We start from the raw sequence: 17,120 nt of genomic DNA, 5'->3' as shown, positions 1-17,120 counted from the left end.
CCACCGCTCCACCCACCCCACCGATCCACCACGGGAGAATCCACGTGTCCGAATGGCTGGTCCTGGCCATCGCCATGGCGCTCGTCTGCGCCCTCGTCCTCGCCATCACCACGATCCGGCACCGCCGGGTCGCCGCTGACGAGGACACCAGCGAAACCCCCGACGTCATCGAGTACATGGTGATGATGGTGGGGGTGGTCTACGCGATCGTGCTGGGCCTCGCCATCGCGGGCGTCTGGGAGGCGCGCGGGTCCGCCGAGGACAGCGTGCGCCGCGAGGCCCAGTCGCTGTACGAGGTGACCCAGCGCGCCGACGTCTACCCGGCGCCCGTGCGCGACCGCATCCGCGGCGAGGTGGACGCGTACGTGTCCCACACCGTCGCGGTGGACTGGCCGCTGCTGGTCTCGGGGGAGGGCGCCTCGCCCGAGGGCGCACAACTGCTCGGCAAGCTGCGCAGCGACGTCACCCACCAGAGCCCCTCCAACGAACTCCAGGCACAGGCCTACCAGCCGCTGCTGGACCACATCGCGGCCGCCGACGACGCCCGGCACTCGCGGACCCAGAGCGACGAGTCCACGCTGCCGGGCGTGGTGTGGTTCGGGCTGCTGGTCGGCGGGGTGGTCACGGTGGGGCTGATCTTCACCCTGCAGATCCGCCGCTCGGGCCGGGAGCTGCTGCTGGCCGGGCTGTTCAGCGCGCTGATCGTCTTCCTGCTGTTCATGGTGTGGAGCTTCGACGCGCCGTACGGACGGGACGGGATCGACTCCGCCGGGCCCTTCCAGGACCTCTTCCCGACGCTGTCGGTGGCGGCGGCCGCCCGCTGATCCGGCGGGCACCCGGCCCGACCCGGCCGGTCACCGGGCCGCCCGGGCGGGTCAGGCCGGGCCGGCCGCCGGCAGGGCCGTCTGCTGCCGCACCGCCTGCACCATGGGCGCGTGCCGCAGCGCGTGCGAGATCCGCAGCAGGTCGCGCGGCCCGTCGGCGGTGTCGAGCACGGTCTCCTCGCCGGACCCGATGACCGCGCCCTCCGGGTCCTCGGAGCGGGCCCGTACGGCGGCCGTCACCATGGCGGCGTCGGCGACCGCGCGTGCGGTGTCCTCGTCGGCGCCGTCCGCGGTGGCGCGTGCGTGGACGCCGTCGCGCAGGGCCCGGTCGAAGTACGGGCCGAGGTGCAGGAAGCCGTCGTGGATGTCCGACTCGCGCTGGATCACCCGCAGCTCGGCCGCGGACCACCAGGACATCTGCACGGAGGGGGTGCCCTCGGGAGCGGAGATCTGCACCTCCTGCCAGAGCGCGCCGAGCCTGCGGTAGGTGGTCCAGGACTGCCAGTTGTCCGACAGGCGCTGGCAGACCAGCGGCACGACGAAGCCGATCGCGCTGACCAGGGCGCCCAGGGAGGCGAGCGGCGGGGCGACGAAGGTGCTCAGGAAGTCGAGGTCGTGGCCGGTCCACCGGGCGACCACCGACGTGATCTTGGTGGCGTCGTAGCCGAGGTTGAAGACGTAGCCGGCGACGATGATCATCAGCCCCACCCGCAGCCAGCCGCGGACCTGGAGCGACCAGCGCCAGCAGAGCGACACCATCACCACCGCCGCCACGCAGTGGGCCGCCAGGTAGAGGGCGATCATCTCCCGGATGTAGGGGGTGTTGGCGTAGTACGTGTCCAGGTCGCGCAGCCGCTCGACCGAGGCGTCGCCCAGCGCGAAGAGCACGACCAGGCAGACCACCACGACGGCGTACACCGTGATCCACATGCGCGAGACCCGGCGGGTCTTCTCGGGCGGTCCGCCCCGCCAGTTCACGACCAGGACCAGGCAGGAGGCGCTGAAGGCGGTGATCAGGCAGTACACCAGCGGGGCCGAGAAGTTGGCGATCCCGGACCAGCGGTTGACCGCCCCGATGGTGGGCGGGGCGGCGAAGGTGAAGACGGCTCCGGCCAGCAGGACGAGCGCACAGACCGACCGCAGCAGCGGGTCGCGCCAGCTGTGCCGCAGGGCGGGCAGCTTGAAGGCGAGGGCGACCGCCATCGCGGCTGCGGGAATGTAGTAGTCCTGGCCGTTCAACGGTCGTTCCTGTGCCCCCGGTATCCGAGCGAGGCCTCGATGCGGCCCGCCAACTGGTCACGCTGTGCCGGGGCCCGGTGGCTCGACGAGCCGGCCAGCCAGGTCCGGCACCTGCTGCCCAGCAGCAGGCCGAACGTTTCCGCCTCCGTCTCCTCCCGGACGTCGGCGCGCGTGCGCGCGGCGACACGGCGAACGGTCTCGCCGATGTCGGCCTGGTCGGACAGCAGCCGGGCGGCGACGGCGGCGCCGTCGACGTGGTGGCTGCAGTGGCCGGCCTTCATGTGCCACAGCTCGTGGCCCAGGATGACCAGCTGGTGGTCGGGTGCGGTGCGTTCCTCGATGACCACGAGATCGCGGTCCGCCATGTCGAGCCACAGGCCGCTGGCCGTCCCTGGCGGGAAGGCTGCCATCCGGAAGTCCACCCGGCGGCCACGGTGTCTGCTCATGCCCTCGCAGAGGGCGGCGTAGAGGTCCACGGGTTCCACGGGGGCGGTGAGCCGGATGCCGGCCACCAGTTCCCCGCACAGCCGCCGCTGCTCTCTGCCTATGCTCACCGTTCTCCCCGTCGGCGCGGATCCGGATCAGGACTCAAGGATCAGACCCAGACTTTCGACTGGGTCAGGATTCGTTCGGTTTGACGCTTTCGAGAAGCATGTCCAGCCATTCGGTCACCTTGTCCCGGTGCTTGTCGCTGGGCAGTTGGGCGGCGCGCCAGGCGATGCCCCGGACGCCGTGGTTCTGCAGGAGTCTTGCCAGCGGATCACCCGCCGAAGCGGCCGCGGCCTGTGCGGTTTCCCGGGCGCGCCCCGCGAAGTCCTGGAGCAGCTGCTGCTCGGTCCGCTGGAGCGCGTCCGTGAGGGCGTCGGCGTCGTGTGCGGTGAGGAACCCGGCGTGCACCCCGAAGAAGCGCTGGATCGCGTCGCAGTGCTCCATGGTGGGGCGGCGGTCCCCGTTGATCAGGGCGCCGGCCTGCTGTCGGGACATCCCGGCGCCGTCGGCGATCTCCTGCTGCGTGTAGCGGCGGCCGTTGGACTTGACCCGGGTGCGCCGCAGCAGGTCCAGCCGCTGGAGGAAGCGGGTCTGCAGGTCGGGTTCGCCCGCGGGTCTGCCGTCGAGCAGGGTTCTCACCACGTCCGTGGGCACGCCGGAGGCCTCGGAGAGGCGCCGCAGGTCGAAGACCTGGTTGAGGTCGCGGCCCATCTTGCCCGCGAGTTCGGCGACGCGCGTGACGGTGGCTGCCAGGGGTGCGTGGGCCACCGCGACGGGAGCCGGGAAGCCGTCTGTCACCAGTGGTTCTCCTAGATCGCGCGAGGTCGGTTCGGGCACGGTCGGCTTCTGGAATCTATCCGGTCCTGATGCGAAGGGCTAGAACGTGCCACAGCTGTGGCGGGAATGAGCTGTCAAGAGGCTGGAATTGCCACAATAGTTGACACTCGAATGAAGTCGGTAGCAGGATCGCCACACGGAAATGAAGATCCAGACCGTGAGGAGGGGGAGCTCTCGGTGCCACATCTCGCAGCGGTGGGCCCGTCCGATGACCTCGCCCGAGCCGGTGAGGAGCGCCTGGCGGGCGAAGAGTCCGCACGCGGCGCCGTGCGGTCGGAGCGACGCAAGGAGATATTGCGCCAGCGCCGCGAGGAACTGGGCCTGAGCCAGGAGGACCTCGCCGCGCGTCTGCGCATCAGTGTCCGCGCCTACGGGAATTGGGAGCGCGGACTGGTCAAGGAGTGGACGGACCGCAAACTGCTGGCCCTGGCAGAGGCGTTGGAGATGAGCGAGCGCCAGTGCTTCTGGCTCTTCCGCGTCATGGTCGACCGCGACCCGCCGCCCACGTGGCGGGCCGCAGAGGAGAACCGGCTGCCGGAGGACCCCGCGCAGCGCGACTACCTGTGCGACTACGCGGCCCTCATGGAGGCCGTGCCCTACCCCAGCTTCCTCGTGGACCACCGGTGGGACGTCGCGCTCACCAACTCGGCCTTCGACCGGCTGTTCCAGTCCGTACGGCCGCATCCGACGGCCCTGCCGGACGACAACTTCCTGCGCTTCGTGCTGTTCCATCCGGACGCGGCCGCGGTGCTGGAGGACCACGAACCGGCCTGGTGCGTACCGCTGCTGGCCCGCTTCGCGACCGCGCTGGCCGCCGCCCCCGAGGACGAGGGGCTGCGCAGCATCCGCCAGGAGGTGGCCCGCGACCCGTTCATGGAGGCGGCCTACCGGTACGGGGTGCCGCACTGGCTGAGCACCCACGGCGCGCAGGCCGCCGAGCAGGACGGAGCGGTGCGCACCGTGCGCCACCCCGACCCGCGGTGGGGTCTGGTCCGCTGCCGGATGGTGGCCGAAACCAGCCGGATGCTGGACGGGATGGGTCTGACCCGGATCACCCTGATCCTCTCCGCCCCGCAGGGCGCGCCCACCGGGCCGGCCCCGGTCGGCGGCTTCCCCCAGCAGCGCAACAGCCGGCTGCGCGCCGTGCCGTCGCTGGGGGAGTAGCCCGCGCACGGCGCCCGCCGGGGGAGACTGGGTCTCCCCGCGGCGCGTGCCGCGGGAGTGTCACGGATCGTGGCACCGACGCGGTGGACCACGGGCGAAGGGCGGTTGGGACGTGCGGCTGACGATCCTCGGAGGAGGCGGGTTCCGGGTACCGCTCGTCTACGGCGCCCTGCTCGGCGACCACGCCGAAGGCCGGGTCACCCGGGTGGTGCTCTACGACGAGGACGCCGCCCGGCTCGGCGCCATGGCCCGGGTCCTCGCCGACCAGGCCGCGGCGGCCGGTGTGCCGGACGCCCCGGCCGTCACGGCCACCACCGACCTCGACGAGGCCCTGCGCGGCGCCGACTTCGTCTTCTCGGCCATCCGCGTCGGCGGGCTGGAGGGCCGCGCCGCCGACGAGCGCGTCGCCCTGGCCGAGGGAGTGCTGGGCCAGGAGACGGTGGGCGCGGGCGGGATCGCGTACGGCCTGCGCACCGTGCCGGTGGCGCGGGAGATCGCCCGGCGCATCGCGCGTACGGCCCCCGAGGCGTGGGTCATCAACTTCACCAACCCGGCCGGGATCGTCACCGAGGCCATGGCCGAGGAGCTCGGCGGGCGCGTGATCGGCATCTGCGACTCGCCCGTGGGCCTCGGCCGGCGCATCGCCCGGCTGGTGGGAGCCAGGCCCCAGGACGCGTGGATCGACTACGTGGGCCTCAACCACCTCGGCTGGGTGCGCGGGCTGCACGTCGGCGGCCGCGACGAGCTGCCCCGGCTGCTGGCCGACGACGGTGCGCTGGAGTCCTTCGAGGAGGGCCGGCTCTTCGGCGCGCAGTGGCTGCGCTCGCTCGGTGCGGTCCCCAACGAGTACCTGCACTACTACTACTTCAACCGGGACACCGTCCGGGCGTACCGGGAGGCCGCGCGGACCCGCGGGGCGTTCCTGCGCGACCAGCAGCGCGGCTTCTACGCGCAGGCCGGCCGGCCCGGGCAGCCGGCCGGGGCGGCGCTCGCCGCCTGGGACCGGACCCGGGCCGAGCGGGAGGCCACGTACATGGCCGAGAACCGGGAGGTGGCGGGGGTCGGGGAGCGCGACGACAGCGACCTGGAGTCCGGCGGCTACGAGAAGGTCGCCCTCGCCCTCATGCGGGCCATCGCCCGCGACGAACGGGCCACGCTGATCCTCAACGTCCGCAACGGCTCCACCCTCTCCGTGCTGGACGCCGAGGCCGTCATCGAGGTGCCCTGCCTGGTCGACGCGAACGGAGCCCACCCGGTGGGCGTCGCCCCGCTGCCCCTGCACGCGGTCGGCCTGGTGACCTCGGTCAAGGCGGTCGAGCGGGAGGTGCTGGGGGCCGCGGCGAGCGGGTCGCGGGCCACCGCGGTGAAGGCCTTCGCCCTGCATCCGCTGGTGGACTCGGTCGGCGTGGCCCGGCGCCTCCTGGACGGGTACGCGGCTGTCCACCCGGGCCTGGCGTACCTGCGCTGACGGCGGCGGTCGCGGGGGCGGGGCCCGGGGGTCGGCGTCCTCTGGCCGGGCGGCCCGGGGCCGGGGGTGGGCCGGGGGTGGTCCGGGTCCCGCTGCGGTCGCGCGCCGCTTCGCCCGTACGGCCGTGTCGCCCGTACGGCCGTGTCGCCCGTACGGCCGTGTCGCCCGTGCGGTCGTGTCCCCCGTACGGCCCCGTGCCGCATGCGGCACGGGGCCGGTGCTGTGAGAGTGCGGGGTGTGACCACTGCCTCCGTCGTAGCCGCGGCGCCACCCCTCCTCGACCGGCGGCGGCGCAACGTCATCTTCGGCACCATCATGCTCGGCGTGCTGCTGGCCGCCCTCGACCAGACGATCGTGGGCACCGCGCTGCCCACGATCGTGGCGGACCTGGGCGGCGCCGCCCACATGTCGTGGGTGGTGACGTCCTACCTGCTCGCGGAGACCGTCGCGACGGTGCTGGTGGGCAAGTTCGGTGACCTCTTCGGCCGGAAGGTGATCTTCCAGCTCTCCGCGATCGTCTTCATCACCGGCTCCTTCCTGTGCGGCCTCGCCGGGAACATGACCCTGCTCATCCTCTGGCGGGGCGTGCAGGGCATCGGCGCGGGCGGTCTGATGGTCACCTCCATGGCCCTGATCGCCGATGTGGTCCCGCTGCGCGAACGCGGCAAGTACCAGGGCGCCATCGGCGCCGTGTTCGGCGTCGCGACGGTGATCGGCCCACTGCTGGGCGGTCTGTTCACCGACCACCTCAGCTGGCGCTGGGCCTTCTACGTGAACGTCCCGATCGCGGTCCTGGTCGTGATCGCCGCGGCCAGGACGATCCCCTCCGTCCGCGTCGCCGGCCGCCCGGTGATCGACTACCTGGGCATCGCGCTGGTGGCCGTCGGCGCCAGCGCCCTGATCCTGGCCACCAGCTGGGGCGGCAACGAGTACGCCTGGGGCTCCCCGACGATCATCGGCCTGTTCGTCGGCGGCCTCGTGGCCCTCGCCCTCTTCTGCCTCGTGGAGACCAGGGCCAAGGAACCGATGCTGCCCATGCGGCTGTTCCGCAACCCCGTCTTCACGGTCTGCTCGGTGCTCAGCTTCGTCGTCGGCTTCGCCATGCTCGGCGCGATGACCTTCCTGCCCACCTACCTCCAGTACGTGGACGGGGACTCGGCCACCGTGTCCGGCGTGCGGACGCTGCCGCTCGTCATCGGCCTGCTGATCGCCTCGGTCTTCAGCGGCACCGTGGTGAGCAGGACCGGGCAGTACCGGATCTTCCCCATCGTAGGAAGCCTGGTCATGGGCGTCGGCCTCTACCTGCTGTCCCTGATGGGGCCGCACACCGGCGCCTGGCTGGAATCCCTCTACATGTTCGTCCTCGGCGTCGGCATCGGCCTGTCCATGCAGGTGCTCACCATCGCCGTGCAGAACACCGTCGACTACGCCGACCTCGGCACCGCCACCTCCGGCGTCACCTTCTTCCGTACGCTCGGCAGCTCCTTCGGCACCGCGGTCTTCGGCACCATCTACGCCAACAGCCTGGAACCCGAGCTGAAGAAGGGCGTCCTGCGGGCGGCGCGGGCCACCGGCGCGGACCCGGTGGCGCTGGCCGCCGCCGCGCAGAGCCCGAAGGGCGTGCACGGGCTGGACCCGGCGGCCGCGGCCCCGATCATCGACGCCTACGCGCACGCCTTGCAGACGGTGTTCCTGTGGACCGTGCCGGTGGCGGGGTTCGGCTTCGTCGTGGCGCTCTTCCTCAAGCAGGTGCACCTGCGCGACAGCGCCCGCGCCGGGTCCACCGACATGGGCGACGGCTTCGGCTCCCCGGCCACCGCCTCCGGCGACTCGGCCAAGCTGCTGGAGCTGGCGGTCGGCAAGCTCGTACGCGGCATGGGCCCGGACACGGCGCGCGGCATCGTCGAGGACTCCGACACCCGGCTGGACATGGCCGGGGCGTGGACCGTGATGCAGGTCGACCTCATGACCCGGACCGTCGGCTACGCCAGCCTCGGACTGATCGCCGGACGGCGCTCGCTGCCGCCGGAGGTGCTGCTCCCGGTCTTCGACCGGATGACGGAGGAGGGCTTCCTGAGCCGCCAGGGCAGTTTCTTCACGCTGACCCCGGCCGGGCAGCGCGAGGCCGACGTGATCTCGGCGGCCTGGGCGGCCTGGCTGGGTGACCGGCTGGAGAAGGACCGGGGCCGGCCGCGGAGCGCGGAGCTGCGGGCCGCGGCGGACGCGATCGCCAAGCGGCTGCTCGCGGAGGACCTGGGCGAGGGCAACTTCGCCCCGCGGGTGGCGGCGCGGTCGTAGCGGTCGTAGCGGTCGTGGTGGGGGCGGCGGTCTTCGCGGCCGTGGTGGGCGCGTCGGCGGCGCGGGCCGGATCGCGCCGGATCGGACGGGGCATGAGGGGCGTGCGGGCCGGTGCGGGCCGGTGCGGGCCGGGGGCGTGCCCCCGGGCCCGGCCTCTCGGGTCACCCGGTCGGGGGCGCGGCCGGGCGGGTCGTGGCGTAGTCGTGGGAGGGCACGTCCGGCAGGGCGGTGAGCTCCGGGCGCCAGACGCGCAGGACGGCCGCCGACGGAGCGTAGAGGGCCCGCGGGATCAGGTCCGGGGCGAACCACTGCCAGCGGGTGATCTTGTCGGGCTCGGTGACGAGCGGGACGCCCCGCGCGGCCGTGGTCACGGCGGCGGCCGTCAGCCGGGTCAGGCCCGGGTCGGTGCCGATCTGCACGGCGAGGACCCGGACGTCGGCGGGGTCGGCGCGCAGGTCGGTCTCCTCGGCGAGTTCGCGGGCCGCGGCCTGCTCGAACCCCTCGCCGGGATCGACCTTGCCGCCCGGCAGCTCCCAGTGTCCGTCGTGGGCCTGCCCCAGCAGCACCAGGCCCTCCGCGTCGACCACGACCAGGCCCACGCCGACGACGGCATTGGGCTGCGGGACGGCGCGCGGACGGGACACGGGGGAGCGGTCGGGGTCCGGGGCGGGGGTGGTGCTCATGGGCGTCCTTCCGAGGAGGCGGTGGGGGTGGCGGCGGTGGGTCTGGCACGGACGTGGATCCGCTCGCCCTGCGGGCCGAAGAGGCTCAGGAACTCGGCCGGCTGCGGACCGGCGTTGACGAAGGCGTGCGGGGTGCGCGTGTCGAACTCGGCCGCCTCGCCCGGGCCGAGGACCAGGTCGTGTGCGCCGAGCAGCAGGCGGAGCCGGCCGGAGAGGACGTACAGCCACTCGTAGCCCTCGTGCACGCCCATCTCGGGGACGGGCGGCGGGCCGTCGACGGCCGGCAGGATCTGCTTGAAGGCGTGGAGCCCGCCGAGGTTGCGGGTCAGCGGTACGTACGTGGTCCCGTGCCGGACGAACGGACGCGGCCGCACCCGGGGATCGCCGGTCTCCGGGGCGCCGACCAGCTCGTCGAGCGGTACGCGGTGGGCGCGGGCCAGCGGGAGCAGCAGCTCCAGGGTGGGCCGGCGCCGGCCGGACTCCAGCCGGGAGAGGGTGGACAGGGAGATCCCGGTGGTCTCGCTGAGCTGCGCCAGGGTGGTGCCGCGCTGGTGCCGCAGGGCCCGCAGCCGCGGTCCGACGCCGGTCAGCACGCCCGCGAGTTCCTCGTCCTGCTCTTCGGTGGCCATGGGTCCATTTGCCGCTTCGGCAAGAGGATGTGTCAAGCGGGCGGGGTGGCCAAGGGGTACGGCGGGCCGGTCACGGGGCTGATCACACAGGCCGGGCCGGGCCGGGCCGGGCACGGGGGCGGGGGTGGGGGTGGGGAACGCTGCCGCGGGGGCGGGGGCGGATCCCGGGGTTCGGGTGACGGGTGTGACCACCGAGGGAGGGGCCTACGAGGGTGACCTGGTGGTGGACGCGGCCGGCCGGCGCGGGCACCGAGCGCTGGCTGACGGCGGCCGGCTGCCGCCCGCCCGTCGTGGAGCGGTACCGCACGGGGCTCGCGTACATCTGCCGCTGGTACCGGCTGCCGGAGGGCATGGACGAGGGCCCGCGCCGGCCCTGGGCGGTGACCGGCGGGCCGTTCGCCGGGTGCGCGGTTCTTCCCGGCGGACAACCGGGTGTTCGCCGTGACCCTGTTCGTGCACACCGGCGACCCCTCGCGCGCGGCGCTGCGCGACCCAGCCGTCTTCGAGGCGGCCGCGCGCGCCTTCCCGCCGGGTGCGGCCTGGCTGGAGCTGGGCGCGGAGCCGTCGTCGGAGGTGCTGGCCGTCGCCGGACTGGACAACCGGTGGAGCGCGCTCGTCGACGGGCGCGGCCCGGTCGTCACCGGGCTGGTGCCGGTCGGGGACGCGATCACGCACACCAACCCGACCTTCGGGCAGGGCAGCTCCCTCGTGCTGTGGGCGGCGCGCAGGGTGGCCCGTACGGCGCACCGGGACCCCGGATCGGTGCGGTTCGCCGTCGCGCACCACGACTGGGCGGTGCGCACCCTCAAGCCGGGGTTCGCCTACCAGGTGACCGCCGACACCGCCATCGGCGAGCGGTTCGCGACGCGGGCCGGGCGGACGGGGACGGCGCGGGAGGTGGCCGCCCTCTTCGACCGCGCCCTGGAGGACCCCGAGGTGATGCGGGCGCGGGCCAGGGTGCGGCACCTGGCCGATCCGCCGGACCGGGCCCACGCCGACCCGGCGGTCCGGGAGCGGGTGGCGCGCCGGCTGGCGGAGCGGCCGGACTACGCGCCGAACGCGGTGGGACCGGACCGGGCGGAGTGGGAGAAGCTCACCGACGGCTGATCCGGGGCGGGGCGGTGGGGGCGGGCCGGGGTGGGCGGGAGCGCGCGGCGCGGGTGCGGGGGTCACTCGGGGGGCGGCGGGGGCGGGCCCAGGACCTCGGCGAGGTCGTAGCGGACGACCTCCTCCAGTTGGGCGTAGGTGCAGCTCTCCGGGGTGCGGTCGGGCCGCCAGCGCCGGAACTGCGCGGTGTGCCGGAAGCGGTCCCCCTCCATGTGGTCGTACTTCACCTCGATCACCCGCTCGGGCCGCAACGGCACCCAGGACAGGTCCTTCTTGCCGGTCCAGCGGCTCGTGGCGCCGGGCAGCCGGGCACTCTCGTGCGCCGACTCCTCGGCCCAGGCGGCCCACGGATGGGCGGCCGGGTCGGGCATGCGCAGCGGTTCGAGCTCCTCGACCAGCTCGGCGCGCCGCTTCATCGGGAAGGCCGCGCACACCCCCACGTGCTGGAGGGCGCCGGCGTCGTCGTAGAGGCCGAGGAGCAGCGATCCGACAATCGGACCGCTCTTGTGGAAACGGAAACCCGCGACGACGGCGTCGGCGGTACGTTCGTGCTTGATCTTGAACATGAGCCGGGCGTCGGGCCGGTAGGGGAGATCGAGGGGTTTCGCGACGACCCCGTCGAGTCCGGCGCCTTCGAACCGCTCGAACCACTCCCGTGCGAGCGCGGGGTCGGTGGTCGCGGGCGCGAGGTGAACGGGGGGACGAGAGGTGGACAGCGCCTGGGACAGGGCGGTGCGGCGCGTGGCGAGCGGGGTGTCGAGGAGCGCCTCGTCGCCCAGCGCGAGCAGGTCGAAGGCGACGAAGCTGGCCGGTGTCGTCTCCGACAGCATGGTGACGCGTGAGGCGGCGGGGTGGATGCGCTCGGTCAGCCGGTCGAAGTCGAGACGGCCGTCGTGGACGATCACGATCTCGCCGTCCACGACGCAGCGGTCCGGCAGGTTCTGCTTCAGGGCCGCCACCAGCTCGGGAAAGTACCTGGTCAGGCTCTTGCCGGTGCGGCTGCCGAGCTCGATCTCGGGACCGTCGCGGTGGACGACGGCCCGGAAGCCGTCCCACTTGGCCTCGTACTGCATCCCGGGCGGGATCGAGGCCACGGATTTGGCGAGCATCGGCTTCACGGGCGGCATCACCGGCAGATCCATGTCTCCGATTGTGCGGGGGCACCCCGGGAGCCGCCCGGTGTGCGCACCCGGCCGGGCGCGCCTACCGTGGCGCACATGGGTGCTGCCGGGAACGCGATCGAGCTGGAGGCGGGCGGCCGCACGGTGCGGCTGTCCAGCCCGGACAAGGTGTACTTTCCGGAGCGCGGCCTCACCAAGCGTGACGTGGCCGCGTACTACCTCGCGGTCGCGGACGGCATCACGCGCGCCCTGCGCGACCGGCCGACGACGCTGGAGCGGTACCCGGACGGTGTGGAGGGCGAGTCCTTCTTCCAGAAGCGGGCGCCGAAGAACCTCCCCGACTGGATTCCGACCGCACACATCGCCTTCCCCAGCGGCCGCACGGCCGACGAGATCTGCCCCACCGAGCCGGCCGCCGTGCTGTGGGCCGCCAACCTGGGATGCCTCACCTTCCATCCGTGGCCGGTGCGGCGCGCGGACACCGACCGGCCCGACGAACTGCGCATCGACCTGGACCCGCAGCCGGGCACCGACTACCACGACGCGGTGGCGGCGGCCCACGAGCTGCGGGCCCTGCTGGAGGAACTGGGTCTGCGCGGCTGGCCCAAGACCTCCGGCGGCCGGGGGCTGCACGTGTTCGTGCCGATCGCGCCGCGCTGGACCTTCACCGAAGTCCGGCGGTGCGCCATCGCGCTCGGCCGCGAGCTGGAGCACCGGATGCCGGGCCGGGTCACGACGGCCTGGTGGAAGGAGGAGCGGGGCGAGCGGATCTTCGTCGACTACAACCAGACCGCCCGCGACCGCACGATCGCCTCCGCCTACTCCGTCCGCCCCCGCCCGCACGCCCCCGTCTCCGCCCCGCTGCGCTGGGACGAGGTGGACGACGCGGAGCCCCGGGACTTCGACATCCTGACGATGCCGGCCCGCTTCGCCGAACTGGGCGACGTGCACGCGGACATGGACGACCACGCCTTCACCCTGGACGCCGTACTGGAACTGGCCGAGCGGCACGAGCGGCACCACGGCCTGGGCGACATGCCCTACCCGCCGGACTATCCGAAGATGCCGGGCGAGCCCAAGCGGGTCCAGCCGAGCCGGGCCAGGCACGACGACTCCGTGCCCGACTCCGTGCCCGACCCCCCGCAGGGTTCCTGAACGCCGCCGTCGGCCGGGAGCCCGGACGGGGCGCGGGCGGCGGGTGCGACGCGGTGTTGATCAGGCGTTGATCGGACGTCCATCGGCGCGGGTCAGGATGTCCGGCATGTCGATGAACACCACTGCCGCAACCACCACCACCGCCTGGTACGAGCTCGCGCTGTGCGCCCAGACCGGTCCGGGGTTCTTCTTCCCCGAGCCCGGTTCGTCGCTGCGGGACGCGAAGCGGCTGTGCGGGGCGTGCGAGGGGCGTGCGGCGTGCCTGGAGTACGCCCTGGCCAACGACGAACGCTTCGGGGTGTGGGGCGGTCTCTCCGAGTCCGAACGCCTCGCCCTGCGCGCCGGCCGCCGCTGAGACGCGCGGCAGCCCCCGGGGGAGTGCTGCTCCACGGGGGGCTGCCGGGGCACCCGCGAGGGCGGGCGCCGGTGATTCGGGTCAGGCCTTGCGGGCCGCGATGCGCGCCGCGCGGGCGGCCAGGCGCTCGTCGAACTTGCGGGCTTCGGAGTCCAGCCCGTCCATGAACAGGCCGAGCTCCTCCTGCGCCTGCCGGCCCTCGGGGCCCAGGCCGTCGATGCTCATGATCTTCAGGAAGCGGATCACGGGGCTCAGCACGTCGTCGTGGTGGATCCGCAGGTTGTAGACCCCGCCGATCGCCATCTGCGCGGCCATCCGCTCGAAGCCGGGCATGCCGTGCCCCGGCATCCGGAAGCCGACGACGACGTCGCGCACGGCCTGCATGGTGAGGTCCGGGGCGATCTCGAAGGCCGCGCCCAGCAGGTTGCGGTAGAAGACCATGTGCAGGTTCTCGTCCTGCGCGATGCGGGACAGCATCCGGTCGCAGACCGGGTCACCGGACTGGTGGCCGGTGTTGCGGTGCGAGATGCGGGTCGCGAGCTCCTGGAAGGCCACGTACGCCACCGAGTGCAGCATCGAGTGGCGGTTGTCGGACTCGAACCCCTCCGACATGTGCTGCATGCGGAACGCTTCGAGCTTGTCCGGGTCCACGGCGCGCGAGGCCAGCAGGTAGTCGCGCATCACGATGCCGTGGCGCCCCTCCTCGGCCGTCCAGCGGTGCACCCAGGTGCCCCACGCGCCGTCGCGCCCGAAGAGCGAGGCGATCTCGTGGTGGTAGCTGGGCAGGTTGTCCTCGGTCAGCAGGTTCACGACGAGCGCGATCTTGCCGATCTCGGTGACCTTGGACTGCTGCGGGTCCCAGGCCTCCCCGTCCTCGAAGAGGCCCGGGAAGTTCCGGCCGTCGCTCCACGGGACGTACTCGTGGGGCATCCAGTCCTTGGTGACCTTCAGATGGCGGTTGAGTTCCTTCTCCACCACCTCTTCCAGCGCGAACAGCAGCTTGGCGTCGGTCCACGACTCCGAGCTGCCGAGGTGGGGAGAGGCGATCGTCACGGGTACTCCTGGGGGACAGCTTGGGGACAAAGCGAATTACCTACGGTTCCGTAGCCTACGGAGTCGTAGGTTAAGCGCGGCATCAAGGCGAGCCAAGTCCCACTCATCGATATGTCTGGCTACCTCCCGTTATCTGAGCAGTTTGAACGGCTCCGGAGGGGGAATCCGAGGCCCAAAGTCATCCCCTCAAGAGCCGCCCGAAACGGTCGGAAGCCGCCCGATCGCGTCGACGGCCGCCCCGATCCGCACCCGCCGCCGGCCGTCCCGCCGGGCCGTCTAGCCGAGCCAGAGCGTCTCGCGGACCTCCTCGGCCGTCGTCGCGCGCAGCTCGCCGTCCAGCAGCAGCCAGCGCGTGACGCCGATCGACTCCAGGAACGGCACGTCGTGGCTGGCCACCACGAGCGCGCCCTCGTACGACTCCAGCGCGTCGGTCAGCTGGCCCACACTGGCCAGGTCCAGGTTGTTCGTCGGCTCGTCCAGCATCAGCAGCTGGGGAGCCGGCTCGGCCAACAGCAGTGCGGCCAGCGCCGCGCGGAACCGCTCGCCGCCCGACAGGGTGCCGGCCGGCCGGTCCGCGCGGGCCCCGCGGAAGAGGAAGTGCGCGAGCCGGGCCCGGATCAGGTTGTTCGTGGCCTGCGGGGCGAAGCGGGCCACGTTCTCCACCACCGAGCGGTCGTCGTCCAGCACGTCGAGGCGCTGCGGCAGGAACCGGGTCGGCACGTGGGTCACCGCCTCCCCGGACCCGGGCTCCAGCAGCCCCGCGATCGTGCGCAGCAGCGTCGTCTTGCCCGAGCCGTTGCGGCCCACGAGCGCGATCCGCTCCGGACCGCGCAGTTCCCACTCGCCCGGCACGCAGGCCCCGTGGGCCGGCCGCAGGTCGCTCAGGGTCAGCACCCGCCGGCCCGGCGGGACCTGCGTCGCGGGCAGCTCGATCCGGATCTCGGCATCGTCGCGCACCGCCTCGACCGCCTGGTCCAGCCGCTCCCTGGCCTCCGCCAGCTTCTCGGCGTGCATGATGCGGTGCTTGCCGGCCGACTCCTGTGCGGCCCGCTTGCGGGCACCCATGACGATCTTCGGCTCGCGCTTGTTGTCGGACATCTTCTGCCCGTACCGCTTGCGGCGGGCCAGTTTGGCCTGGGCGTCGGCCAGGTCCCGCTTCTGGCGCTGGACGTCCGCCTCGGCGACCCGGACCATCCGCTCGGCCGACTCCTGCTCGGCGGCCAGCATCTCCTCGTAGTCCGAGAAGTTGCCGCCGTACCAGCGGACTTCGCCGTCCCGCAGGTCGGCGATCTGGTCGACCCGCTCCAGCAGCTCCCGGTCGTGGCTCACCAGGACCATCACCCCGTTCCACGACTCGACCGCCGCGTGGAGACGGCCGCGGGCGCGCAGGTCCAGGTTGTTGGTCGGCTCGTCCAGCAGCAGGACGTCGGGGCGGGCGAGCAGCAGTGCGGCCAGCCGCAGCAGGACGCCCTCCCCGCCCGACAGCTCGCCCACCGTGCGGTCCAGGCCGATCCGGCCCAGTCCGAGCTGGTCGAGCGCGGCCACGGCCCGCTCCTCCACGTCCCAGTCGTCGCCGACCGCGGTGAAGTTCGCCTCGGTGGCCTCGCCCGCCTCGATGGCGTGCAGGGCCGCGCGGGCGGTGTGGATGCCGAGCGCCTCGTCCACGCGCAGCGCGGTGTCGAGGGTGACGTTCTGCGGCAGGTACCCGATGGTGCCGGACACGGACAACTGGCCTTCGGAAGGCGTCAGTTCACCGGCGATCAGTTTCAGCAGGGTGGACTTCCCGCAGCCGTTGAGTCCGATCAGGCCGGTCCGGCCGGGGCCGACGGCGAGCTGGAACCCGTCGAAGACGGGCGTCCCGTCGGGCCAGTCGAAGGACAGGGCGGAACAGGTGACGAAGGTAGGGGCATGGCTCATGGAGGCCTCCAGGTTGCGTGAGTGGTGCGTGCAACGCGGGGAGACAGCCGACGGACGGACGGTGGCGGCGAGGGCCACGGCGGGTCGGTGTCTCGAACCTCAGACGAGCAATGTCCTGCTCCGTTTCGGCGGCAATGGGGCAGCCACGAAACTACGGGCAGCCGCGGCCGCCCGCAAACGCTTTAACGGCGCGGCGCTCAGCGGCCGCCCCGCATCAGCTCGGCCAGGCTGTGGTCCATGTCGAGGTAGAGGTGCTCCAGGCCGGGCGGCACCACGGCCGAGACCCGCTCCAGGAAGCGGTGCAGTTCCGCGGTGGCCATCAGGACGATCGCCACGCCCTCGGGCGCGTGGAACTCCACGGTCGTCCGGTCGGCGTCGTACGGGCGCACGCGCACGTCGCCGCGGCCCGACGGGCGGTCCAGCCCGGACTCCAGCAGTTCGCGCGCGAAGGTCCACGACACCTCGACGCCCTCCAGCGTGGCCGGCGCGGGGAAGGCCATCCGGACGGCGAACGGATCGGACCGGTCGTAGCAGAGGGTGACGGGAACGGTCTCGACCTTCGGCGCGGTGGCGACCAGACGGGCCTGCACGGCCTGCTCGATGACAGTGATCACGGCTCACTCCCTTGCGGCGGATCTGCTGCCGGGCCGTGGGGTGGGGTCCGGCAAACCGGTAGACGCGGGAATCGGCGGATCCGTGCATGGGGGGTGACGTGACCTGCGTCACCGATTGGCCGGAAACCCACCGTGTGATCGCACAGAGTGACCGCGTGCTCGGAGAT

General features: G+C 72.9%; 16 protein-coding genes. 7 read left to right on the top strand and 9 right to left on the bottom strand.

Features of this window, described 5'->3' with window-relative positions; all coding sequences use genetic code 11:
* The first annotated feature begins 44 nt into the window (after positions 1–44).
* Entirely contained in the window at positions 45–824 is a 780-nt protein-coding gene (locus CP968_RS06620) for a bestrophin-like domain (protein ID WP_150517105.1), read from the top strand.
* A gap of 51 nt (positions 825–875) precedes the next feature.
* Here the strand turns inward: CP968_RS06620 and CP968_RS06615 are convergent, their stop codons facing one another.
* From CP968_RS06615 to CP968_RS06605, 3 genes are all read right to left on the bottom strand, one after another.
* A complete protein-coding gene (locus CP968_RS06615; RefSeq protein ID WP_150517104.1) occupies positions 876–2,063 on the bottom strand; it encodes an MAB_1171c family putative transporter in 1,188 nt (395 codons plus the stop codon).
* A complete protein-coding gene (locus tag CP968_RS06610) occupies positions 2,060–2,617 on the bottom strand; it encodes a toxin-antitoxin system, toxin component (protein ID WP_150517103.1) in 558 nt (185 codons plus the stop codon). The genes CP968_RS06615 and CP968_RS06610 overlap by 4 nt, the downstream gene beginning before the upstream one ends.
* A gap of 64 nt (positions 2,618–2,681) precedes the next feature.
* Positions 2,682–3,350, bottom strand: a complete 669-nt coding sequence (locus tag CP968_RS06605) for a helix-turn-helix domain-containing protein (RefSeq protein ID WP_150517102.1) — start codon at positions 3,348–3,350, stop codon at positions 2,682–2,684.
* A gap of 216 nt (positions 3,351–3,566) precedes the next feature.
* On the opposite strand from CP968_RS06605, the gene CP968_RS06600 reads away from it, so the two are divergent.
* The 3 genes from CP968_RS06600 (at position 3,567) to CP968_RS06590 (ending at position 8,319) form a co-directional block, all read left to right on the top strand.
* Positions 3,567–4,553: a helix-turn-helix domain-containing protein gene (locus CP968_RS06600; protein WP_229886085.1), complete on the top strand. Its 987-nt coding sequence runs from the start codon at positions 3,567–3,569 to the stop codon at positions 4,551–4,553.
* Positions 4,554–4,665: 112 nt separating this feature from the next.
* Positions 4,666–6,021 carry a 6-phospho-beta-glucosidase gene (locus tag CP968_RS06595; RefSeq protein WP_150517101.1) on the top strand — a complete coding sequence of 452 codons (1,356 nt, stop codon included), beginning with the start codon at positions 4,666–4,668 and terminating at the stop codon, positions 6,019–6,021.
* A 201-nt stretch (positions 6,022–6,222) separates the two neighbouring features.
* Positions 6,223–8,319, top strand: coding sequence for an MDR family MFS transporter (locus tag CP968_RS06590; RefSeq protein ID WP_150517100.1), 2,097 nt, complete (start codon positions 6,223–6,225; stop codon positions 8,317–8,319).
* 161 nt (positions 8,320–8,480) lie between these two features.
* Here CP968_RS06590 and CP968_RS06585 read toward each other — a convergent pair whose 3' ends face one another.
* Positions 8,481–9,002, bottom strand: a complete 522-nt coding sequence (locus tag CP968_RS06585; protein ID WP_150517099.1) for a nucleotide triphosphate diphosphatase NUDT15 — start codon at positions 9,000–9,002, stop codon at positions 8,481–8,483.
* On the bottom strand, positions 8,999–9,631 hold the full coding sequence (locus CP968_RS06580) for a helix-turn-helix domain-containing protein (RefSeq protein ID WP_150517098.1): 633 nt from the start codon (positions 9,629–9,631) through the stop codon (positions 8,999–9,001). The genes CP968_RS06585 and CP968_RS06580 overlap by 4 nt, the downstream gene beginning before the upstream one ends.
* Before the next feature lie 441 nt (positions 9,632–10,072).
* Between CP968_RS06580 and CP968_RS06570 the strand changes: the two genes are divergently transcribed.
* Complete coding sequence (locus tag CP968_RS06570; RefSeq protein WP_150517097.1) at positions 10,073–10,738, top strand: hypothetical protein; 666 nt, start codon at positions 10,073–10,075, stop codon at positions 10,736–10,738.
* 62 nt (positions 10,739–10,800) lie between these two features.
* Here the strand turns inward: CP968_RS06570 and CP968_RS06565 are convergent, their stop codons facing one another.
* On the bottom strand, positions 10,801–11,880 hold the full coding sequence (locus CP968_RS06565; RefSeq protein WP_150517096.1) for an ATP-dependent DNA ligase: 1,080 nt from the start codon (positions 11,878–11,880) through the stop codon (positions 10,801–10,803).
* A 75-nt stretch (positions 11,881–11,955) separates the two neighbouring features.
* Here CP968_RS06565 and ligD point away from each other — a divergent pair, with 75 nt between their 5' ends.
* Positions 11,956–13,014, top strand: a complete 1,059-nt coding sequence (gene ligD / locus CP968_RS06560) for a non-homologous end-joining DNA ligase (RefSeq protein ID WP_150517095.1) — start codon at positions 11,956–11,958, stop codon at positions 13,012–13,014.
* 106 nt (positions 13,015–13,120) lie between these two features.
* A complete protein-coding gene (locus tag CP968_RS06555) occupies positions 13,121–13,369 on the top strand; it encodes a WhiB family transcriptional regulator (RefSeq protein WP_150517094.1) in 249 nt (82 codons plus the stop codon).
* Between the two features lie 81 nt (positions 13,370–13,450).
* Here the strand turns inward: CP968_RS06555 and CP968_RS06550 are convergent, their stop codons facing one another.
* From CP968_RS06550 to ssgD, 3 genes are all read right to left on the bottom strand, one after another.
* Complete coding sequence (locus tag CP968_RS06550) at positions 13,451–14,422, bottom strand: acyl-ACP desaturase (RefSeq protein ID WP_150517093.1); 972 nt, start codon at positions 14,420–14,422, stop codon at positions 13,451–13,453.
* Positions 14,423–14,698: 276 nt separating this feature from the next.
* Entirely contained in the window at positions 14,699–16,339 is a 1,641-nt protein-coding gene (locus tag CP968_RS06545; protein ID WP_150517092.1) for an ABC-F family ATP-binding cassette domain-containing protein, read from the bottom strand.
* Between the two features lie 197 nt (positions 16,340–16,536).
* On the bottom strand, positions 16,537–16,953 hold the full coding sequence (ssgD, locus tag CP968_RS06540) for a spore wall synthesis regulator SsgD (RefSeq protein WP_150517091.1): 417 nt from the start codon (positions 16,951–16,953) through the stop codon (positions 16,537–16,539).
* Positions 16,954–17,120: the final 167 nt, after the last annotated feature.

Origin of the sequence: Streptomyces subrutilus (assembly GCF_008704535.1) — a bacterium.
In the GTDB taxonomy this organism is placed as follows: Bacteria; Actinomycetota; Actinomycetes; order Streptomycetales; family Streptomycetaceae; genus Streptomyces; species Streptomyces subrutilus.
The sequence above is the reverse complement of the archived record's forward strand: the minus strand, read 5'-3'. Positions and strand labels throughout refer to the sequence as shown.

Excerpts from the sequence above, each read along its gene's own strand:
- ligD (WP_150517095.1), top strand. The coding sequence starts at position 11,956 with ATGGGTGCTGCCGGGAACGCGATCGAGCTGGAGGCGGGCGGCCGCACG.
- CP968_RS06590 (WP_150517100.1), top strand. The coding sequence starts at position 6,223 with ATGCGGCACGGGGCCGGTGCTGTGAGAGTGCGGGGTGTGACCACTGCC.
- CP968_RS06565 (WP_150517096.1), bottom strand. The coding sequence starts at position 11,880 with ATGGATCTGCCGGTGATGCCGCCCGTGAAGCCGATGCTCGCCAAATCC.
- CP968_RS06580 (WP_150517098.1), bottom strand. The coding sequence starts at position 9,631 with ATGGCCACCGAAGAGCAGGACGAGGAACTCGCGGGCGTGCTGACCGGC.
- CP968_RS06555 (WP_150517094.1), top strand. The coding sequence starts at position 13,121 with ATGTCGATGAACACCACTGCCGCAACCACCACCACCGCCTGGTACGAG.
- CP968_RS06545 (WP_150517092.1), bottom strand. The coding sequence starts at position 16,339 with ATGAGCCATGCCCCTACCTTCGTCACCTGTTCCGCCCTGTCCTTCGAC.
- CP968_RS06585 (WP_150517099.1), bottom strand. The coding sequence starts at position 9,002 with ATGAGCACCACCCCCGCCCCGGACCCCGACCGCTCCCCCGTGTCCCGT.